The sequence below is a fragment of the Streptococcus sp. LYSM12 genome (assembly GCF_004569635.1).
In the GTDB taxonomy this organism is placed as follows: Bacteria; Bacillota; Bacilli; order Lactobacillales; family Streptococcaceae; genus Streptococcus.
In genome coordinates this window covers 39,148-58,642 of the sequence record NZ_SPOZ01000002.1, presented here as the reverse complement: position 1 = coordinate 58,642, position 19,495 = coordinate 39,148, and the positions used below count along the sequence as shown (strand labels likewise).

Sequence of the window (19,495 nt, the reverse complement as noted above, 5' to 3'; positions counted from 1 at the left end):
GAACGAAGTCATAAAAGATAAACGAAATGACTATAATAGATAGAAAGCCTCCATCATCTCTTGACTATGGAGATTAGAGACTCAAAAGCAGGGGCTAAGACAAACCTAGCAGGCCCGAAATTGGAAAATGTGCGCACTCCAGTGAAGAGTTTCTTGAACATTGGCTACCCGTATATCTTGTGAAATTGAACCCGCCCTAAACTCTACGTAAAAAAGAGAAGCCTTTGCTAGACGAAACGTCTTCGCAAAGTTTCCTATTTTTACCTTGAGTTTTACGGGCTTTGTATCTTGCATAACTGAACTCGGGCTAAGAGCTGTGTAAAAAAGAGACGAAGCCGTTGCGAATTATGTTCGCTTACGGATACTTTTAGGAAGTAGGCTGAAAACCTCCACTGGAGCTTTTCACTCGTCAAATTTCCTATTTTCGCTTTGAGTTTTTAACGTGCTTTGTATCTTGATGTAATTGAACCCGCCCTAAACTCTGCGTAAAAAAGAGAAGCCTTTGCTAGACGAAACGTCTTCGCAAAGTTTCCTATTTTTACCTTGAGTTTTACGGACTTGGTATCTTGATGTAACTGAACCCGCCCTAAACTCTGCGTAAAAAAGAGAAGCCTTTGCTAGACGAAACGTCTTCGCAAAGTTTCCTATTTTTACCTTGAGTTTTACGGGCTTTGTATCTTGATGTAACTGAACTCGGGCTACAACTCTCTGACAAAACAGTCAAAAAATGACTATAAAAATCACAAGATAAATGTTGTATCTTAGCGGTAGCTAGCTGGCTCCTCCCTGCATTGCATTTGTGACGAGCCTAGGGGGCTCACGACGAAGTTACTTGCAACTTCTGTTCGACGCCTATTTTGTCTAGGAGTTGCTCCCACAGTCTAGGAATAGACTGTGGGAGATTGGAAATAAAACGAGTGAAACTCGCGTCGAACGCTCTCGTATCTTGCGTAACCGAACTCGAGCTACAACTCTCTGACAAAAAGAACAATCTCATTGCTTGCAAAGCAACCTGCTTCGATTGCCTATTTTGTCTAGGAGTTGCTCCCACAGTCTAGGAATAGACTGTGGGAGATTGGAAATAAAACGAGTGGAACTCGCGTCAAACGCTATCGTATCTTATATTAGTCTGAGCTTGAAACCTAGGAAGCAAGGCTCATTCAGTGGATGATTCTAAAAACGAAAGAGTGAGGATAATCGAGATTTTGAAATCACGATTGAACCCACTCTTTCGACTTTTGATAAGATATTAGTTGATGCTTTCGAGATCTTGTTTTGCCTGCTCTGCCGATACCCGTTTTTGATTTTCCAATTCTTTCTGAGCTTGCTTCAACTCAGCTTTGATTGCAAATTGCTTGCCCATACCAATCAGATTTGCGATAATGGCACCGAGTAAGACAGAGACCAGAATAAGAATAATTAAGGGAAGTTTAAAATATCCCAAGAGATAGCTGACCTTGACAGTTTCCATATTGGCAAGAGATAGGCCAGCAATCAGTAAAATCAAGAGCAAACTAGTGATGTAGTGCAATTTTGTTTTCATAGTATTCCCCTATTCTTCAAAACGAGCTTTACTTTTAACATCGCCATATTCTTCAGGAGTTTCGAGAGAAAGAACCTCTTCATAAGAAGGCAGAACGATATCCTGTCCATATTTATTGCGTAAGGCAGTTGTGACCAGACGGTAGGCTAAATGAGCATTACGGGAGAGGATAGGACCGTGGAAATAGCTCGCAAAGGTATTTTTATAGTGCATCCCCTCGCCTTTGTCTTCATTATTATTGCCATGTCCATAAACGATTTTTCCTAGCGGTTTTTGATTGTCTGCTAAGAAAGTGCGTCCCTGATGATTTTCAAAGCCATAGTAAGTTTCGTTGAATTCTTCATTATAAATTTTAATATCACCGATAAAGCGGTTATTGACCTGATTGAGCGTGTAATGACCGAGAATTCCTAGACCCTGAATTTTTCGTCCACCTGCTTCAATATAGTATTGCCCCAAGAGTTGGAAGCCACCACAGATTGCTAGCATGACCCCGCCATTTTCAATAAAGGCTGATAAACTTTCTTTTTTTGTAGGCAAATCTTTGGCGAGAATCGACTGCTCATAGTCCTGTCCACCTCCAAAAAAGGCAATATCATAGAAATTCTTGTCAAATTCATCTTTGAGGGACACGATATCAACTTGGATGCCTGCTCCTAGTTTCTCAGCGACATATTTGAGCATAAGAATGTTGCCATTATCACCATAGGTATTCATTAAATCTCCATAGAGATGGGCGATGTGGAGTTGATAGCGATAGTCCTTAGTTGGACTTAAAAGTGATGTATAGACCATCTTACCTCATCTCCTTTCCAACAATTTGGCGTTGCGCGAGAATGTCGCGAAGTTCCAGCATAGCAGTATAGGTTGCAAGAATATAGGTATGCTTGGTATCGTGTGTTTCAATCAATTCTAGAATCTTCGCAATTGACTGGTCTTGTGTCAGGTCATCTACAGGAGCACCAGCTACCCGCAAACGACGAGCAATTTCAGAAGCCCGAACCCCGCCTGCAAAGACATGCGAAATTTGCATCTGGGTAATTCGTTCAAAATCTGCGTCCCAAATCCAGCTGGTATCAATTCCGTCTGCATAGTTGGCATTGAGAAGAACAGCTAGGTTAAATTCGTAAGGAGCAATCTGAATCATTTCAAGAGCCTGTGTTGCACCGACTGGGTTTTTTATCAAGACTAGAGTGCAGTCCTTATCGCCAAGTTTGAACGTTTCTTGACGACCAAAAACGGCCTTACTCTTATCAAAACCAGCCTTGATAATCTCAGGAGAAAGCCCTAAAAATTCGGCGACACTTACTGCTGCAAGAGCATTGTAGATATTGTAGAGTCCACCGATGTTAATCTTGTATTCTTGCCCGTCAATGACAAAGGTTGAAGACACATGGGTAATCTCTTTGAGCGCTGTTAGCTTGTAGTCCAACTCGGGGCGCGCAAAACCACAAGACAGACAGATATAGCTACCGAGGTTGGCATAGGTATTCATCCTGTAGTTCAAAATCTGGTGGCAACGTGGACAGAGTACACCCTCGGTATTGTAATGGGCTAACTTTGGTAGATGTTCTTCAGTTGCAAATCCATAGTAGCAGATGGGATTTATAAGCGATGTTGAGTGAAAGAGTGGACTATCTCCATTTGCAAGAATTGTTGCATTTGGCACCTTAGATGCACCGTCAACAATCATCTGGTAGGTCGTGTAAATCTCACCATAGCGATCCATCTGATCTCGGAAGATATTCGTAAAGACAATGAGGCTAGGCTTAATGAATTCGGTCACCTTGGCAAGACTGGCTTCATCAATTTCCAGCACAGCAATTTTTTTGCCGTTTTTATGTTTCTTAGTTGATAAAAAGGTGGCTGTAATTCCCGTCAGCATATTAGCACCGCTGGTATTGGTTGTGACCGAACCAAAGGCTTCTTCTAAAATACCAACTGTCAAGGCCGTTGTTAGTGTTTTACCATTTGTTCCTGTAATGACAATGATTTCATAGTCTTTTGCGAGACTGTCTAAGATATGTTTGTCAAAATGTAGGGCAATTTTTCCCGGTAGAGTTGTTCCTCGACCTAATTTATTGAGAATGGTTTGGGAGGCTTTACCAGCCAGTACCCCTAAAATTGTATTTAGTTTCATCATAGGATTATTTTATCATAAAGCCAACGCTTTTTCTAGAATGGAAAACTATTCCGATTGGAAAAACGAGCCTAGAACCGATATGCTTATAAAGTGAAAGACACGAAAGGAGTGAGACAAGGTCATCATTTTAAAGTTTTAATTGTCTTCATTTAGGATTAGGCTAATACAAGATACGAGAGCGATTGACGCGAGTTTCACTCGTTTTATTTCCAACCTCCCACAGTCTATTCCTAGACTGTGGGAGCAACTCCTAGACAAAATAGGCGGTCGAACAGAAGTTGAAGTAACTTCGTCGTGAGACCCCTGCGAGGATAGCTAGGCTCGTCACAAATGCAATGCAGGGAGGAGCCAGCTAGCTACCGCTAAGACACAACATTTATCTTGTGATTTTTATAGTCATTTTTTGACTGTTTTGTCAGAGAGTTGTAGCTCGCGTTCAGTTACACAAGATACGAGAGCGATTGACGCGAGTTCCATTCGTTTTATTTCCAACCTCCCACAGTCTATTCCTAGACTGTTGGAGCAACTCCTAGACAAAATAGGCGGTCGAACAGAAGTTGAAGTAACTTCGTCGTGAGACCCCTGCGAGGATAGCTAGGCTCGTCACAAATGCAATGCAGGGAGGAGCCAGCTAGCTACCGCTAAGACACAACACTTATCTTGTGATTTTTATAGTCATTTTTTGACTGTTTTGTCAGAGAGTTGTAGCCCGAGTTCAGTTACATCAAGATACCAAGCCCGTTAAACTCAAGGTAAAAATAGGAAACTTTGCGAAGCCGTTTCGTCTAGCAAAGGCTTCTCTTTTTTACGCAGAGTTTAGGGCGGGTTCAGTTACACAAGATACCAAGCCCGTAAAACTCAAGGTAAAAATAGGAAACTTTGCGAAGCCGTTTCGTCTAGCAAGGGCTTCTCTTTTTTACGCAGAGTTTAGGGCGGGTTCAGTTACATCAAGATACCAAGCCCGTAAAAAACTCAAAGCGAAAATAGGAAATTTGACGAGTGAAAAACTCCAGTGGAGGTTTTCAGCCTACTTCCTAAAAGTATCCGTAAGCGAACATAATTCGCAACGGCTTCGTCTCTTTTTCGCACAGGGTTTAGGCGTGTTCAATTTCACAAGATATACGGGTTCCAATGTTTAAGAAACTTTCCGCTGGCTCCTCCTTGCTTTCTAGTTTTTAGTCCTTGGCTATTGATAGATAGATAGGAAATTGTTCAGATTCAGTTTCTTCTCATTAAGCTATCACAAACGTTTCACTTGGATAGTTGGTCAGTATCAACAGACGAATAGTAGAAGTTTCATATTTACACGTTTGATGGTTGTTTTGAATAGTCTTTTAGGAAAAATTGTTTCAAGTATGGTATAATAGGAATAGCAAGAAATAGAAAGTATGTGAAGTGGATGCTCAATTATAGTCAATTATTTGATGTGAATTACTGGTCGAGCCTGTTAGCCAGTCCTTGGACTGCCTTGATGCACCTGGTTGATATTACACTGGTTAGCTATCTCATCTATCGTTTTAGTAAGGCTCTAGCAGGTACTAAAATTATGACCTTAGTTCGCGGGGTCTTCCTCTTTTTATTCTTCCAGCTTATCGCAAGTTTATTAGGATTACAGACCATTTCTTGGTTGATGAATCAGGTCATTACCTACGGGGTCATCGCAGGTGTAGTGATTTTTGCACCTGAGATTAGGACCAGTTTAGAAAAGCTCGGGCGGACAACTCAATTATTTGCACGAATAGAATTAAGTTCAGAAGAAGCGCTCATTCAAGCTTTTATCAAGGCCGCTACTTACATGGCTCCTCGGAAAATTGGAGCCTTGGTTGCCGTTGAGAGAACTCAAACCTTGCGAGAATACTGCTCAACGGGCATTTCGCTTGATGCTGATATTTCAAGTGAGTTGCTAATCAATATTTTTATTCCCAATACGCCGCTTCATGACGGCGCAGTCATTATTCAAGAAGATAGGATTGCAGTATCTTGTGCTTATTTTCCATTGACAGAGAGCGCCGGGATTTCAAAGGAGTTTGGAACCAGGCATCGGGCAGCAATAGGTCTAGCAGAAGTGTCAGATGCTTTTGTCTTTATTATTTCAGAAGAAACAGGCAGCATCTCAGTAGCCTATGGTGGACTGTTCAAGCATGGTCTTAGTTTGGAAGAATTTGAAAGTGAACTTCGGATTATATTTACCCCTGATGACGTGAAAAAGAGAAGTTGGTTAGAACGTTTAGGAGGTACAAAAAATGCACAATAAACTAAAAAAAGTGGGACATTTACTCCTTTCAGCTTTTGTTGCTCTTGTATTATTCTTTTATGCGACTACAACCAACTATAAAAATTCGATTACAGCAGCAAATACGACCAAGAAAGTGACCGAGTCAGAAACCTATACACATACCATTACGAATGTACCGATTGCTGTCAAGTACGATAATGCAAACTACTTTATATCCGGTTTTTCACCCACGGTGACGGTATCTTTGACCGCTTCAAACCGAGTGATTTTACAAAGGGAAACGGATGAAGCAACGCGGACATTTGAGGTGATAGCAGATTTAAATGGTGCAACAAATGGGACCCATGCAGTTGAGTTGGTTGCTTCCAACTTACCAACAGGTGCTAAGGCAAAGTTAGTTCCTGATACTGTGACCGTGAAAATTGGAAAAAAAGTTAGCAAGGCCTATGGAGTCCAAGGTATCATCACCAATAATCAACTGGCAGAAGGCTACAGTCTGGGAAAAGTTACTGTCAATGTGTCTTCTGTAAAAGTTACAACGGATGAGGATACTATGGCTCATATTGATCGTGTGGAAGCAGTAGTACCAGATGCTAGTAATTTAGATAGCAATTATAGTGGGACAGCAACTTTACAAGCTGTTGATAGTCAAGGAAATGTCTTGCCTGTTGTCTTGTCACAGGACGGAGCGACCTTACAAGCGACTATTACTAAAACTAAATAAGAAAGAGAGTGAGGAAGTGATGGGAAAATATTTTGGAACAGATGGTGTTCGTGGGGAAGCTAATAGTGAGCTGACACCAGAGTTAGCCTTTAAATTGGGGCGGTTTGGGGGCTATGTCCTCAGCCAACATGAAACTGATGTACCGCGCGTATTTGTCGGACGTGATACACGGATTTCAGGTCACATGTTAGAAGCTGCCTTGGTAGCTGGTCTTCTTTCAGCAGGAATCCATGTCTACAAATTGGGTGTGATTGCAACTCCTGGTGTAGCCTATCTTGTTCGAACTGAAAAAGCAAGTGCTGGTGTCATGATTTCAGCCAGCCACAATCCTGCTCAAGATAATGGGATTAAATTTTTTGCAGGAAATGGCTTTAAATTAGATGATGATTTGGAAGCAGAGATTGAAGCTTTGCTTGATGCTGAAGAAGATACCTTATTGCGCCCTTCCGCACAAGGCCTGGGAGATGTGGTGGATTATCCAGAGGGACTGCGTAAATACCAGCAATTCCTTGTTTCAACTGGTTGTGACTTGGGGGGAATGAAAGTAGCCTTGGATACAGCAAATGGTTCAGCCAGCACATCGGCTCGTCAAGTGTTTGCAGATTTGGGGGCACGATTAACTGTTATGGCTGAAAATCCAGATGGTTTGAATATCAACGAGGGTGTGGGTTCTACCCATCCGGAAGTCTTACAAGAATTAGTTAAAGAAACTGAAAGTCAAATCGGACTTGCTTTTGATGGTGATAGTGATCGCCTGATTGCCGTTGATGAAAAAGGTGACCTGGTTGATGGCGATCGTATTATGTATATCATCGGGAAATACTTGGCAGACCGTGGGTTACTTGCGCAAAACACAATTGTCACAACCGTTATGTCTAATCTAGGTTTCCATAAGGCCTTGGACCGAGAGGGCATTGACAAAGCAGTGACAGCTGTTGGAGACCGTTACGTGGTCGAAGAAATGCGCAAATTAGGTTATAATGTAGGTGGTGAGCAATCAGGTCATGTTATCTTGATGGATTATAATACTACAGGAGACGGCCAGTTAACCGCTGTTCAGTTGACTAAAATTATGAAAGAAACTGGTAAAACCCTATCTGAATTGGCTAGCGAAGTGACCATCTATCCACAAAAATTGGTGAATATTCGTGTGGAAAATAGCATGAAAGATAAGGCTATGGAAGTTGAAGCGATTGCAGCAATTATTGCAGAAATGGAGGCTGAAATGGCTGGTAATGGCCGTATACTTGTTCGTCCAAGTGGAACAGAGCCTCTCTTACGCATCATGGCAGAAGCGCCGACAGATGCAGAAGTAGACTATTACGTAGACACCATTGCTGATGTGGTGCGTGCAACGATTGGATTGGAGTAAGAGAGTGATATTTTTTAGTATCTATAGAAAACAGCTAGATAGTAAAGTCCGTAAAGAATTGAAAAAAGGGTTGCTTGCAAAGGAAGAGGTTCGTGAAATTGCAGAAAGTCTACTTCAAGAATTGAAACAGGATCAGCAGACAGAAGACTTACGGACGAAACGTTTAAGAATAGGAATACCTATTTTATTTGGCTTATTCGTTCTGATGAATATTGCCTCAGCTATCAGAACAGGGAGTGTTTCCGTTATCCATCTCGTGCTTCTGGGATTCCTATTTGTCGGAATTTGGTATGCTTTCTGGTGGCTTAAAATGGCTTATTTGAGGGAATTTGTAGCAATCACTCGTACATATTATCCAGAGATTTCTGCTGAGTATGCAGATAAATTTTTCACAAAACATTGACTAAAAGGGTGGGAAACCGCCCTTTCTTATGAGGAAATTAGATGAGTATTTTAAAAGTAAACAATTTAAGCCATGGATTTGGAGACCGTGCGATTTTTGAAAATGTCTCTTTTCGTCTGCTAAAGGGAGAACACATTGGCTTGGTAGGGGCAAATGGCGAGGGAAAATCAACCTTTATGTCTATCGTGACAGGGCAGCTGCTACCAGATGAAGGGAAAGTGGAATGGTCGCGCTATGTCACAGCAGGTTATTTGGACCAGCATGCCAAATTGGAAAAGGGACAATCTGTCCGCGATGTTTTGCGAACAGCCTTTGATGAACTGTTTAAGACCGAAGAGCGCATCAACGAGATTTATCTGTCTATGGCAGATGAGGGGGCAGACATGGATGCCCTTATGGAAGAAGTGGGAGAACTTCAAGATCGTTTGGAAAGCCGTGATTTTTATACCTTGGATGCCAAGATTGACGAAATAGCTCGTGCATTAGGTGTCATGGATTTTGGTATGGATAGCGATGTGACCGAGTTGTCAGGTGGTCAGCGGACCAAGATTTTACTAGCCAAGCTCTTGCTTGAAAAGCCAGATATTTTGCTACTTGATGAGCCGACGAACTACCTTGATGCTGAACATATCGAATGGCTCAAGCGCTACTTACAGAGCTATGAAAATGCTTTTGTTCTCATCTCCCATGATATTCCTTTCTTGAATGATGTCATTAACATCGTCTATCATATGGAAAATCAGCAGTTGACCCGTTATACAGGCAACTATCATCAATTTCAAGAGGTTCATGCCATGAAGCGTGCTCAACTAGAAGCAGCTTATGAACGTCAACAAAAAGAAATTGCGGATTTAAAAGACTTTGTCAACCGTAACAAGGCACGGGTGGCAACTCGGAATATGGCCATGTCTCGCCAGAAAAAGCTAGATAAAATGGAAATCATTGAACTACAGGCCGAAAAATCAAAGCCCTCCTTTGATTTTAAAATGGCTAGAACTCCGAGTCGCTTTATCTTCCAAACTAAGGATTTGGAAATTGGTTATGACCGCATTCTCAATCGCAAGCCCTTGAATCTTACCTTTGAGCGCAATAAGAAGATTGCGATTATCGGAGCTAACGGGATTGGAAAATCAACTCTGCTGAAAAGTCTACTCGGCTTGATTCCATCTTTGGGGGGCAAAGTCGAGCAGGGAGAGTATTTAGAAATTGGCTACTTTGAGCAGGAAGTGGCTGGTGGTAATCGAAAGACACCACTTGAAGCTGTCTGGGATGCCTTTCCTGCTCTTAATCAAGCGGAAATTCGTGCAGCCTTGGCGCGTTGTGGCTTGAGTTCAAAGCATATCGAAAGTCAGATTCAGGTCTTGTCAGGAGGAGAGCAGGCTAAGGTACGATTTTGCCTTTTGATGAATCGGGAGAACAACGTTTTAATCTTAGATGAGCCGACCAACCACTTAGATGTCGATGCCAAGGATGAATTGAAGCGTGCTCTTCAAGCTTATAAAGGTTCAATCCTCATGGTTTGTCACGAGCCGGATTTCTATCAAGGCTGGGTGGACGATATCTGGGATTTCAATGAACTGTAATGATGTGTAGTCGTGAAATAGAAGCATTTAGTATATGGAAGTAAAAAGGTTAGGAAGATCATCGTAAAATTGTCTTCCTAACCTTTTTGAATGAACTATTTCTTGAACTGGAGATACTATAGTCTTTTAGTGCTAGGCAAGGAGCTGCAGGCTGTACTGGAGTATGGCAAAGCGAGTTAACGAAGTACTAAAAGATAAACGAAATGACTATCTAATCAATTACAGCTTGTTTTCAAGTGTAGTGGTACATTGATACTCAGTAAAAATCAACCAGATCTATCTGCTGATGATTTAGGGAGAGCTGTCGGTTTTTGAAAATGTTCAAATTGGTAGTCAGGAAGTGCTCCTTGGACCAGCTATCCCCTACATTTTCCCTGCCTTTTCCTTGCCAAATATATGAAATCTCTTTCATTTTGTGATAGAATAGTATCAATTCATACATGAAAAGGAGAAACAGATGATAATTGATTTTAAGGCGGAAGTGGAAAAGCGTCGTGAAGATTTGTTGGCTGATTTGTTCAGTTTGCTCGCCATCAATTCTGAGCGTAATGACAGTTTAGCAGATGCGGAGCATCCATTTGGCCCCGGCCCTGTCAAAGCTCTTCACAAATTTTTGGAAATAGCAGAGCGTGACGGCTATCCAACCAAAAATGTAGATAATTATGCAGGACATTTTGAATATGGTGACGGTGAGGAAGTGCTCGGTATCTTTGCCCATATGGATGTGGTACCAGCAGGAAGTGGTTGGGACACTGACCCTTACACACCGACTATCAAAGAGGGAAGACTCTATGCGCGTGGTTCCAGCGATGATAAGGGACCAACCATGGCTTGCTATTACGGTCTCAAGATTATCAAGGAATTGGGGCTACCGATTTCAAAGAAAGTCCGCTTTGTCGTAGGGACAGACGAAGAGTCTGGCTGGCAAGATATGGAGTATTATTTCGAGCATAGCGGTGTCAAAGAGCCAGATTTTGGCTTTTCACCAGATGCTGAATTTCCGATTATTAACGGAGAAAAAGGAAATATCACCGAGTATCTCCATTTTGCTGGGGAAAATAGTGGACTAGCTCGCCTGCATAGCTTTGCAGGTGGCTTACGTGAAAACATGGTGCCGGAATCTGCAACAGCTCTCGTATCGGGAGACTTACCAGATCTTTCAGATAAGTTAGCTGCCTTTGCAGTAGAGCATAAAGTGACCTTTGAATTCACAGAAGAAGACGGCAAATCAAAAGTGACCATCATCGGAAAGTCAGCCCATGGGGCATCTCCGCAGTCCGGTGTCAACGGTGCGACCTACCTTGCTCGATTTTTGAACCAATTTGACTTTGTGGGACCAGCTAAGGATTACCTTGCTGTTGCAGGTGAGATTTTGTTTGAAGACCATAAGGGCGAAGCACTTGGTGTTGCCCACACAGATGAAAAAATGGGACCTTTGACCATGAATGCAGGTGTCTTCCGCTTTGATGAAACAGCAGCAGATAATACTATCGCGCTCAATTTCCGTTATCCAAAGGGGACTACTCCGGAAGAAATTCAGGCAATCCTGAAGAAGCTCCCGGTAGTGGATGTGTCCTTGTCAGAACATGGTCATACACCGCACTATGTGCCGATGGAAGATCCACTTGTTGCGACTTTACTGGATGTCTACGAGCGTCAAACAGGCTTGCGAGGTCACGAACAAGTTATCGGTGGTGGCACCTTTGGTCGTCTCTTGAAACGCGGTGTTGCCTATGGAGCGATGTTCCCAGGCTATACCGATACCATGCACCAAGCCAATGAATTTGCAGATGTTGAAGATTTGATGCGAGCAGCAGCTATCTATGCAGAAGCTATTTATGAATTAGTGAAATAGGTAGTTGTGAAACAGAGTTGATGAGAGCTGGACCCTAGGTCCAGTTCCTTTTGTAAAGGGGAGATTTATGCCAAGTCTAGCGAATATACGAGCAGCAATCATGGATGATCCTGCCAATCAAGTTTATACGAAACAGGGGATTAAACCCTTATTTCAGGCAGATTGTCAGGCTAAAATTCTGCTTGTCGGTCAAGCTCCAGGATTGAAAGCCCAAGAGCGCCAGCTACTATTTGCAGATCCTAGTGGCGATAACTTGCGGGCATGGTTGGGGGTCAATAAAGCTACTTTTTACAATCCCCGCCAGATAGCTATCTTGCCCATGGATTTTTACTACCCAGGAAGAGGGAAGTCAGGGGATGTACCACCAAGAAAAGACTTTGCAGCTAAGTGGCATCCCCAGATTTTAGATAATATGCCCCAGCTGGAGCTGGTTCTATTGATTGGTCAGTATGCCCAAGACCATTATTTGAAAGAGAAGAAGAGGCGAACCTTAACGGCAACGGTTCGTTCCTATAAGGAGTACTTACCACAGTTCTTTCCTCTGGTCCATCCCTCTCCACGTAATAATATCTGGCAGGCCAGAAATCCTTGGTTTAAAGAGGAGCTAGTACCCGCCCTTCAAAAAATTGTTAAGAAGATGCTTTCCGACTATGAAAACTCTTACAATAGTGAAGAAAAAATGATATACTAAAGCTATAAAGCTATAAAGCTATAAAGCTATAAAGCTAGAAAGGGGGCTTTGTTATGCTCACTACCTATATCATCGGTGTTTCTATCTTACTAGTGATTATCCTGTTTATTTTTGGCTATGTATCTGCTAAGCCCAATGAAGCGATTGTGATAACTGGCTTAGGAAAGCCACGTACCTTGATTGGTCGTTCAGGATTTATGATTCCATTTTTAGAAAAACGCTCTTATATTAGTATTGAGCAGTTTTCGACAGATGTTCAAACGACTGATTTTGTACCGACGTTAGATTTTATTAATGTGAAAGCTGACGCGGTTGTAAAAGTAAAAGTTGGGGTATCTGATACTCTCTTAAACGCAGCAGCCCAGAATTTCTTGAACTGGAAAACAGCAGATATTTCTTCCTCTATCCAGGATGTTTTAGAGGGAAATCTTCGGGAAATTATCGGTCAAATGGAGTTGCGTGATATGGTCAATAATCGCCAAGCATTTGCTGAAAAAGTACAGTCAAATGCGGCACCTGACCTAGCAAAAATGGGGCTTGAAATCATCGCCTTTACTGTCCAATCTTTTACTGATGATAATGATGTCATCAAAAATCTTGGGATTGATAATATTGTTACCATTCAAAAAGATGCAGCAAATGCTCGCGCTAAAGCAGAGCGCGAACAAGCTGAAGTGCGTGCCCGTGAAGACCAAGCTGCCAACGAAGCGCGTGTTGCAGCAGATTTGGAAATTGCTAAGAAGAAAAATGAATTGGCTATCGAGCAAGCCAATCTAAAACGACAATCAGATGTGCAATTAGCCCAGGCAAATGCCGCCTATGGAATAGAGGAACAAGCCCAACGGAAAGAAATCGAACGTGCAACAGCAGATGCTAACATTGTTAAACAACAAAAAGAAGCAGAAGTAAAAGCTGAAGAAGTAAAAGTCCGTGAGCAAGAGTTATCTGCAACCATTCGTAAACAAGCTGAAGCTGAAAAATACGCTCGTCAACAGGCTGCCGAAGCAGATTTGATTGAACGTCAACGTAAGGCGGAGGCAGAGTTGTATGAAACGCAGCGTGAAGCTGAAGCACAAAAAGCGAGAGCTGAAGCCTCTAAATATGCAGCAGAACAAGAAGCAGCAGGGATTGAGGCTAAAGGTCGTGCCGAAGCTGAGGCCATTCGCTTGAAATTAGAAGCCGAAGCCAATGGTCTAAGCAAAAAAGCGGATGCTATGGCCAAGTTTACTGATGCAGCTGTCACAGAAATGGTGGTCAATGTCCTACCACAAATTGCTAAAAATATCGCTGCACCGCTTGAAAAAGTGGATAAGATTACGATGTACGGTGAAGGTAATGCTTCTAAAATGGTGGGCGATCTCATGACAACGATGGATAAGACAACAGAGGGGTTAGGCATCAATGTGCGTGATTTGATTACAGCGACGCTGACAGGACGTGCTATGTCCAATGGACTTGCTACGGTACAGGAAACAAAGTCGATGAACGATATTCATTCTACTATCCCGGTTGAAGCTGACGAGGAAATAGTGGCAGAGAAGACAGCAACTAATCACCCAACAACTGAGCCAGCTAAGGATATGGCAACACCGTCTGTTTCAAACGCGGAAGAAGCAACACAAAAGACGGTTGAAGAAAATCAAACTATGGGACATAGGACAAGGACAGTAACTGACGATATAAAAAGAGATTTTACTTACCGTTTAGGTGGTGAAGAGAAAGGCAAGGAGTAATAGCCAAAGTAAAGGGTTGTAAACTTCGCCTTTTTGGTAGAAAAATTTTCAAGGAGGTCTTTCGTATGAAGAAAGCCGTACGATGGCTTATCGGATTGTTACTACTGCTCCCCCTTATGTTACTGTTGCCGATTTCTTCCGTATATGCCCAAGTCCCTAACAGACCACGGGAATCAACGGTGTTAGATGAAACTAACTCCTTATCACCGGAAACGATTCAAGCGATTGATAGGGAAAATCGGGCTTGGAAAGCAACGAATGAACAGCTTCAAGTTGGGGTCTACATGACTACTCAACTCACAGGTGATATCGAATCCCTAGCTAATGAAGTGTTTCGAAAATGGCAGGTTGGTTTTGCAGGGAGTAACAATGGTGTATTAGTTGTCATTGCTTTAGAAGACCGCAAGTTTCGGATTGAAACCTCAGATAGGGCAGCAACTGTGCTGACAGATGTCACCTCGAGGCGGATTTTAGAAAGTGCACGTCACTTTTTCAGAAAGGATGACTACAACGGCGGTGTTCGCTATATCGTGGATGCTATTGGAGATGCCTTTTATGGTACAGATAGAGCTCAAGCACGTATGGATGAATTGGAGGAAGAACAGGATGAAGATAATCCAGCCTATTTCTTGCTTCCCGTGTTTATTGTTGTGGTTGTCATGATACTCATCTCGAAAGGTGGCGGTCGTGGTGGCAGAGGTGGTCGTGGCGGTGATCGCGATATCCTGTTGTGGCTGTTGCTCAATAGTTTTGGTAACTCCAATAATCACTCTCACTCCTCCGATTCTTCAGGATTTGGTGGTGGTGGCTGGTCTGGAGGCGGCGGCGGTGGTGGCGGTGCCTCATCTGGTTGGTAAGAAAAAGAAAGGAAAAAATAATGAATAAAAAACTACTCTATATTCTCATCCCTGTTTTAGCGATTGTTTTTATCGCGATGGGGGCCATTGGACAATACAATGGTCTCGTTGATAGTTATGCTGAGGTTGAAAATGCCCAGTCGAATGTTGATACTCAGTTGCAACGTCGTTATGATTTAATTCCAAATGTTGTAGCTTCTGTCAAAGGTGCTATGGAACATGAAACAGAAGTCTTTACAGCAATAGCTGATGCGCGTGCGAAAATTGGCTCTAGCAAGCAAGGATCTGCCGAGTACAAGGAGGGGCAAAGTGAGCTTGATTCAGCAGTTTCTCGTCTCTTAGTTCTAACAGAAAATTATCCTCAACTCAATTCTAACCAGCAAGTATCCGACTTAATTACAGAACTAGAAGGAACAGAGAATCGTCTCTTAGTTGCACGTAAGGATTACAATACTATTGCGACAGCTTACAATAAAAAAATCAAACGATTCCCAACCAGCATTTATGCAGGTATCTTCGGCTATGAAAAAGTTGACTTATTCCAAGCGACATCTGAGGCTACAACAACTGTCCCAAGTGTCAATTTGGGAGATAAATAGGGCAAATCAAGCACTTCGATTACTAGTGATAGTCGAGGTGTTTTTTGACGCTTTAAAATTCAATTTTCATTTTCAATACAGATTGTAAAGTGGTATACTGTAATGGAAAACGTTTTAAAAGGAGTATGGTCATGGTAAATTTGAAAGAACAGGTTGGTCTGAAAGCGGCAGAATTTGTGACAGACGGGATGATTGTTGGGCTTGGAACAGGTTCAACTGCCTACTATTTTGTGCAAGAGTTAGGTCGGCGTGTTCAAGAAGAAGGGCTTTCAATAGTTGGCGTTACAACTTCCAATGCGACAGCTGAGCACGCGGCAACTCTCGGTATTCCCCTAAAATCAATCGATGAAGTTCCTTATGTGGATATTACGGTCGATGGAGCTGATGAAGTGGATGGTACTTTTAATGGGATTAAAGGTGGTGGTGCTGCCCTTCTCATGGAAAAAATTGTAGCAGTAAACAGCAAAGATTGTATTTGGATTGTTGATGAGTCGAAAGTTGTTGACACTTTGGGGGCTTTCAAATTACCAGTTGAAGTGGTTCAATATGGTGCTGAGAACCTATTTAGAGCTTTTGAGGAAAAAGGCTATCGTCCAAGTTTCCGTATGAAAGATGGTGAAAAACTTGTGACAGATATGCAAAACTATATCATTGATTTAGACTTAAAAGAGATTGCGGATGCGGAAGCTCTAGCCAATGAATTAGACCATACTGTTGGGGTGGTAGAACATGGCCTCTTCATCCAACTAGTATCAACAGTCATTGTAGGCTATCCAGATGGTCCACGCTTGCTTGAAAAAGGTTAAGGGGCGTCAAGCATTTTTGTGCTATAATAGAGATAATCATTCATGATAAAGGAGAAAAGAGATGGCAAGATTTAAACGGATGCACGTTATTGTACTAGATTCTGTAGGGATTGGTGCAGCGCCTGATGCAGATCAATTTTTCAATGCAGGTGAGCCAGATACGACCTCAGATACACTGGGACATATCTCAGAAACGGCGGGTCTGGCTGTGCCAAACATGGCTAAAATCGGACTTGGAAATATCGAACGAGATACACCGCTTAAAACGGTTGCAGTTGAAGAAAATCCCACAGGCTATGTAACAAAATTAGAAGAGGTATCGCGTGGAAAGGACACCATGACGGGCCATTGGGAACTTATGGGACTAAATATCACAGATCCATTTGACACATTTTGGAACGGTTTTCCAGAAGAGCTTCTCCAGAAAATTGAAGAATTTTCAGGGAGAAAAATCATTCGCGAGGCCAACAAACCTTATTCTGGAACAGCGGTTATTGATGATTTTGGTCCACGACAAATGGAGACAGGTGAGTTGATTGTCTACACGTCTGCAGACCCAGTCCTCCAAATTGCAGCCCATGAGGAAATCATTCCGTTAGAAGAGCTTTATAGGATTTGCGAATACGCGCGTTCAATTACCCTTGAGCGCCCCTCTTTACTAGGGCGTATCATCGCGCGTCCCTACGTCGGAACACCCGGTCATTTTTCGCGAACGGCTAATCGTCATGACTATGCTGTTTCTCCCTTTGCCCCAACTGTTCTAGATAACTTGAAAGCAGCAGGTATTGATACCTACGGAGTGGGAAAAATCAATGATATCTTTAATGGTGCAGGAATTTCCCATGATATGGGACACAACAAATCCAACAACCACGGTGTGGACAACTTTATCAAGGTTCTGCAAAATGAAGACTTTATTGAGGGCTTGTCTTTCACCAACCTAGTTGACTTTGACGCAGTCTATGGACATCGCCGCGATACGGCGGGTTACCGCGACTGTCTGGAAGAATTTGATGCACGCCTGCCAGAAATTATTGAGAATCTTCGTGAGGATGACCTCCTCATGATTACAGCAGACCATGGAAATGATCCGACCTATGTCGGAACAGATCACACGCGTGAGTATGTGCCCCTACTCATCTTTGGAAAGTCACTAAAAGGCGCTGGTCATCTTCCAATTGGACACTTTGCAGATATTTCAGCAACCATTGCTGATAACTTTGGTGTTGAAAAGAGTCAGATTGGAAATAGCTTCTTAAAGAATTTGGTGTAGGAGATAACAGAATAGGTTTCAAAGCTGCCCTTATAGCAGAAATTGAAAGGCGATTACTGCTTTTTATTGGAGAATGTTCAGCTGTTGCTGAGTAAGAAAAAATTGGCTTTTTGATGGAGATTGTAGTTTAGCTCAGATGATTGCTTATCAATTAGGCTAGATGAAAGTTTTACAAAGCTGAGATTGTGAGGAACAGTCCGGGCTTGAAGTGGTCATACCACATTCAGATTTTAAATGAAAACAGCTTAACGGACTGTATCAGACATTTTATGCAGATGTTGCTGGTTTATCTTTGTGCGAACTGATAGCTCAGTTTCAAGAGCAAGTTAAGGGGGGATAGTCCTTTCGTTTATCTTTTATTACTTCGTTCACTCGTCTTGCTGTACTCCAGTACTACCTGCGACTCGTTTCCTAGTACTAAAAATAAACGAAACGACTATAGTCCAGCAGGTGAAGGTCTACACAGATGGAGCGTTATTTCAGTCTGGGAGCAGAAAGTGGGCGGGTTCAACACCTAGTAAGGCCAGTTTGAAAATGGATTCATATCAATATTGTTGCACCATTTACTAACTTTCGAACGAAGATTCGTAAATGGAAGAAAGCGAAATTTTAACATGTTTAGATACTTAGAATGAAACCTATGGTCTGAAAAGGTTATGAATTAGAGTTATGTTGATATCAATATCTATTTAAACATCACCCTAACTTTGATTGTATAAGCGTAGCGTTGTAACATGATAATCTGCTTCAAACATCAATTTCTTCTGTCATTACCTTATCTTGCCGAATGGAATATCCGTTCTACTTTGGGTTTGTTGCCTAGTTAAAAATTGATTTTATAGAGTATAAGGAGAATAAAATAACATGTCATTAATGGGGAAAATTCAAGAAACAAAGAGTTTTTTGGAAGCAAAAGGTCTTACAGCGCCAGAATTTGGTTTGATTTTGGGCTCAGGCTTAGGAGAGTTAGCAGATGAAGTGGAAAATGCCATTGTCATTGACTATGTGGACATTCCAAACTGGGGAACATCAACTGTTGTGGGACATGCTGGAAAATTAGTCTATGGAGACTTGGCTGGTAAGAAAGTCTTAGCCCTTCAAGGACGTTTCCACTACTATGAGGGAAATCCAATGGAAGTTGTGACGTTTCCGGTTCGTGTGATGAAAGCGCTTGGCTGTCACAGCATCATTGTGACCAATGCAGCAGGAGGAATCAGCTATGGTCCTGGTACTCTTATGATCATCAACGATCATATCAATATGATTGGGACCAATCCATTGATAGGTGAAAACTTGGACGAATTTGGTCCGCGTTTCCCAGATATGTCAGATGCTTATAGCAAGGACTATCGTGTGAAAGCAAAAGAAATTGCAGGCAGCATTGGTATCGAGGTAGAAGAGGGTGCCTATCTTGGCGTATCTGGTCCAAGCTATGAAACACCAGCAGAAATTCGTGCCTATAAAACCATGGGAGCAGATGCGGTCGGTATGTCAACGGTACCAGAGGTTATTGTTGCTGTGCATTCAGGTATGAAAGTTCTAGGCATCTCAGCTATTACTAACTATGCAGCAGGCTTTCAAAGTTCACTGAATCACGAAGAAGTAGTCGAAGTGACCACGCGTATCAAAGAAGATTTCAAGGGCTTAGTCAAGGCAATCTTGGCAGGATTATAAGAG

15 protein-coding genes and 2 pseudogenes are annotated in these 19,495 nt (G+C 42.3%); 14 read left to right on the top strand and 3 right to left on the bottom strand.

The genetic code is table 11. The annotated features are described in order from the left end of the window. Positions 1 to 1,249: 1,249 nt before the first annotated feature. From E4T79_RS00935 to murT, 3 genes are read right to left on the bottom strand one after another with little or no spacing between them, the layout of a single operon-like run. Entirely contained in the window at positions 1,250 to 1,543 is a 294-nt protein-coding gene (locus E4T79_RS00935) for a LapA family protein (RefSeq protein WP_135026862.1), read from the bottom strand. Positions 1,544 to 1,552: 9 nt separating this feature from the next. Continuing rightward, positions 1,553 to 2,338: a lipid II isoglutaminyl synthase subunit GatD gene (gene gatD / locus E4T79_RS00930; RefSeq protein WP_135026861.1), complete on the bottom strand. Its 786-nt coding sequence runs from the start codon at positions 2,336 to 2,338 to the stop codon at positions 1,553 to 1,555. 1 nt (position 2,339) lies between these two features. Further along, positions 2,340 to 3,683, bottom strand: a complete 1,344-nt coding sequence (gene murT / locus E4T79_RS00925; RefSeq protein WP_135026909.1) for a lipid II isoglutaminyl synthase subunit MurT — start codon at positions 3,681 to 3,683, stop codon at positions 2,340 to 2,342. Positions 3,684 to 5,085: 1,402 nt separating this feature from the next. Here murT and cdaA point away from each other — a divergent pair. The 14 genes and pseudogenes from cdaA to E4T79_RS00855 all read left to right on the top strand — a co-directional run bounded on the left by cdaA (position 5,086) and on the right by E4T79_RS00855 (position 19,492). Continuing rightward, positions 5,086 to 5,940 (top strand): diadenylate cyclase CdaA, encoded by an 855-nt coding sequence (gene cdaA, locus E4T79_RS00920; RefSeq protein ID WP_135026860.1) that lies wholly within the window; start codon positions 5,086 to 5,088, stop codon positions 5,938 to 5,940. Next, positions 5,930 to 6,646 (top strand): CdaR family protein, encoded by a 717-nt coding sequence (locus E4T79_RS00915; protein ID WP_135026859.1) that lies wholly within the window; start codon positions 5,930 to 5,932, stop codon positions 6,644 to 6,646. Before cdaA ends, E4T79_RS00915 begins: the two co-directional genes overlap by 11 nt. Before the next feature lie 19 nt (positions 6,647 to 6,665). After that, complete coding sequence (glmM, locus tag E4T79_RS00910) at positions 6,666 to 8,018, top strand: phosphoglucosamine mutase (protein WP_135026858.1); 1,353 nt, start codon at positions 6,666 to 6,668, stop codon at positions 8,016 to 8,018. Positions 8,019 to 8,022: 4 nt separating this feature from the next. Further along, positions 8,023 to 8,421 carry a hypothetical protein gene (locus tag E4T79_RS00905; RefSeq protein ID WP_135026857.1) on the top strand — a complete coding sequence of 133 codons (399 nt, stop codon included), beginning with the start codon at positions 8,023 to 8,025 and terminating at the stop codon, positions 8,419 to 8,421. A 41-nt stretch (positions 8,422 to 8,462) separates the two neighbouring features. Next, complete coding sequence (locus E4T79_RS00900; RefSeq protein WP_135026856.1) at positions 8,463 to 10,004, top strand: ABC-F family ATP-binding cassette domain-containing protein; 1,542 nt, start codon at positions 8,463 to 8,465, stop codon at positions 10,002 to 10,004. 457 nt (positions 10,005 to 10,461) lie between these two features. Continuing rightward, complete coding sequence (gene pepV, locus E4T79_RS00895) at positions 10,462 to 11,859, top strand: dipeptidase PepV (protein WP_135026855.1); 1,398 nt, start codon at positions 10,462 to 10,464, stop codon at positions 11,857 to 11,859. A 67-nt stretch (positions 11,860 to 11,926) separates the two neighbouring features. Then, positions 11,927 to 12,550, top strand: a complete 624-nt coding sequence (locus E4T79_RS00890; RefSeq protein ID WP_135026854.1) for a uracil-DNA glycosylase family protein — start codon at positions 11,927 to 11,929, stop codon at positions 12,548 to 12,550. Between the two features lie 53 nt (positions 12,551 to 12,603). Further along, positions 12,604 to 14,028: pseudogene (locus E4T79_RS00885) on the top strand (SPFH domain-containing protein); the annotation flags it as partial. A gap of 320 nt (positions 14,029 to 14,348) precedes the next feature. After that, positions 14,349 to 15,140 carry a TPM domain-containing protein gene (locus E4T79_RS00880; RefSeq protein ID WP_135026853.1) on the top strand — a complete coding sequence of 264 codons (792 nt, stop codon included), beginning with the start codon at positions 14,349 to 14,351 and terminating at the stop codon, positions 15,138 to 15,140. Positions 15,141 to 15,160: 20 nt separating this feature from the next. Next, entirely contained in the window at positions 15,161 to 15,739 is a 579-nt protein-coding gene (locus E4T79_RS00875; protein ID WP_135026852.1) for a LemA family protein, read from the top strand. A gap of 131 nt (positions 15,740 to 15,870) precedes the next feature. After that, complete coding sequence (gene rpiA / locus E4T79_RS00870; protein WP_135026851.1) at positions 15,871 to 16,545, top strand: ribose-5-phosphate isomerase RpiA; 675 nt, start codon at positions 15,871 to 15,873, stop codon at positions 16,543 to 16,545. 61 nt (positions 16,546 to 16,606) lie between these two features. Next, positions 16,607 to 17,818 (top strand): phosphopentomutase, encoded by a 1,212-nt coding sequence (locus tag E4T79_RS00865; protein ID WP_135026850.1) that lies wholly within the window; start codon positions 16,607 to 16,609, stop codon positions 17,816 to 17,818. A gap of 492 nt (positions 17,819 to 18,310) precedes the next feature. Continuing rightward, a pseudogene (locus E4T79_RS11220) lies at positions 18,311 to 18,431 on the top strand (ClbS/DfsB family four-helix bundle protein); the annotation flags it as partial. Positions 18,432 to 18,682: 251 nt separating this feature from the next. Next, a complete protein-coding gene (locus E4T79_RS00855) occupies positions 18,683 to 19,492 on the top strand; it encodes a purine-nucleoside phosphorylase (protein WP_135026849.1) in 810 nt (269 codons plus the stop codon). Positions 19,493 to 19,495 lie beyond the last annotated feature (3 nt).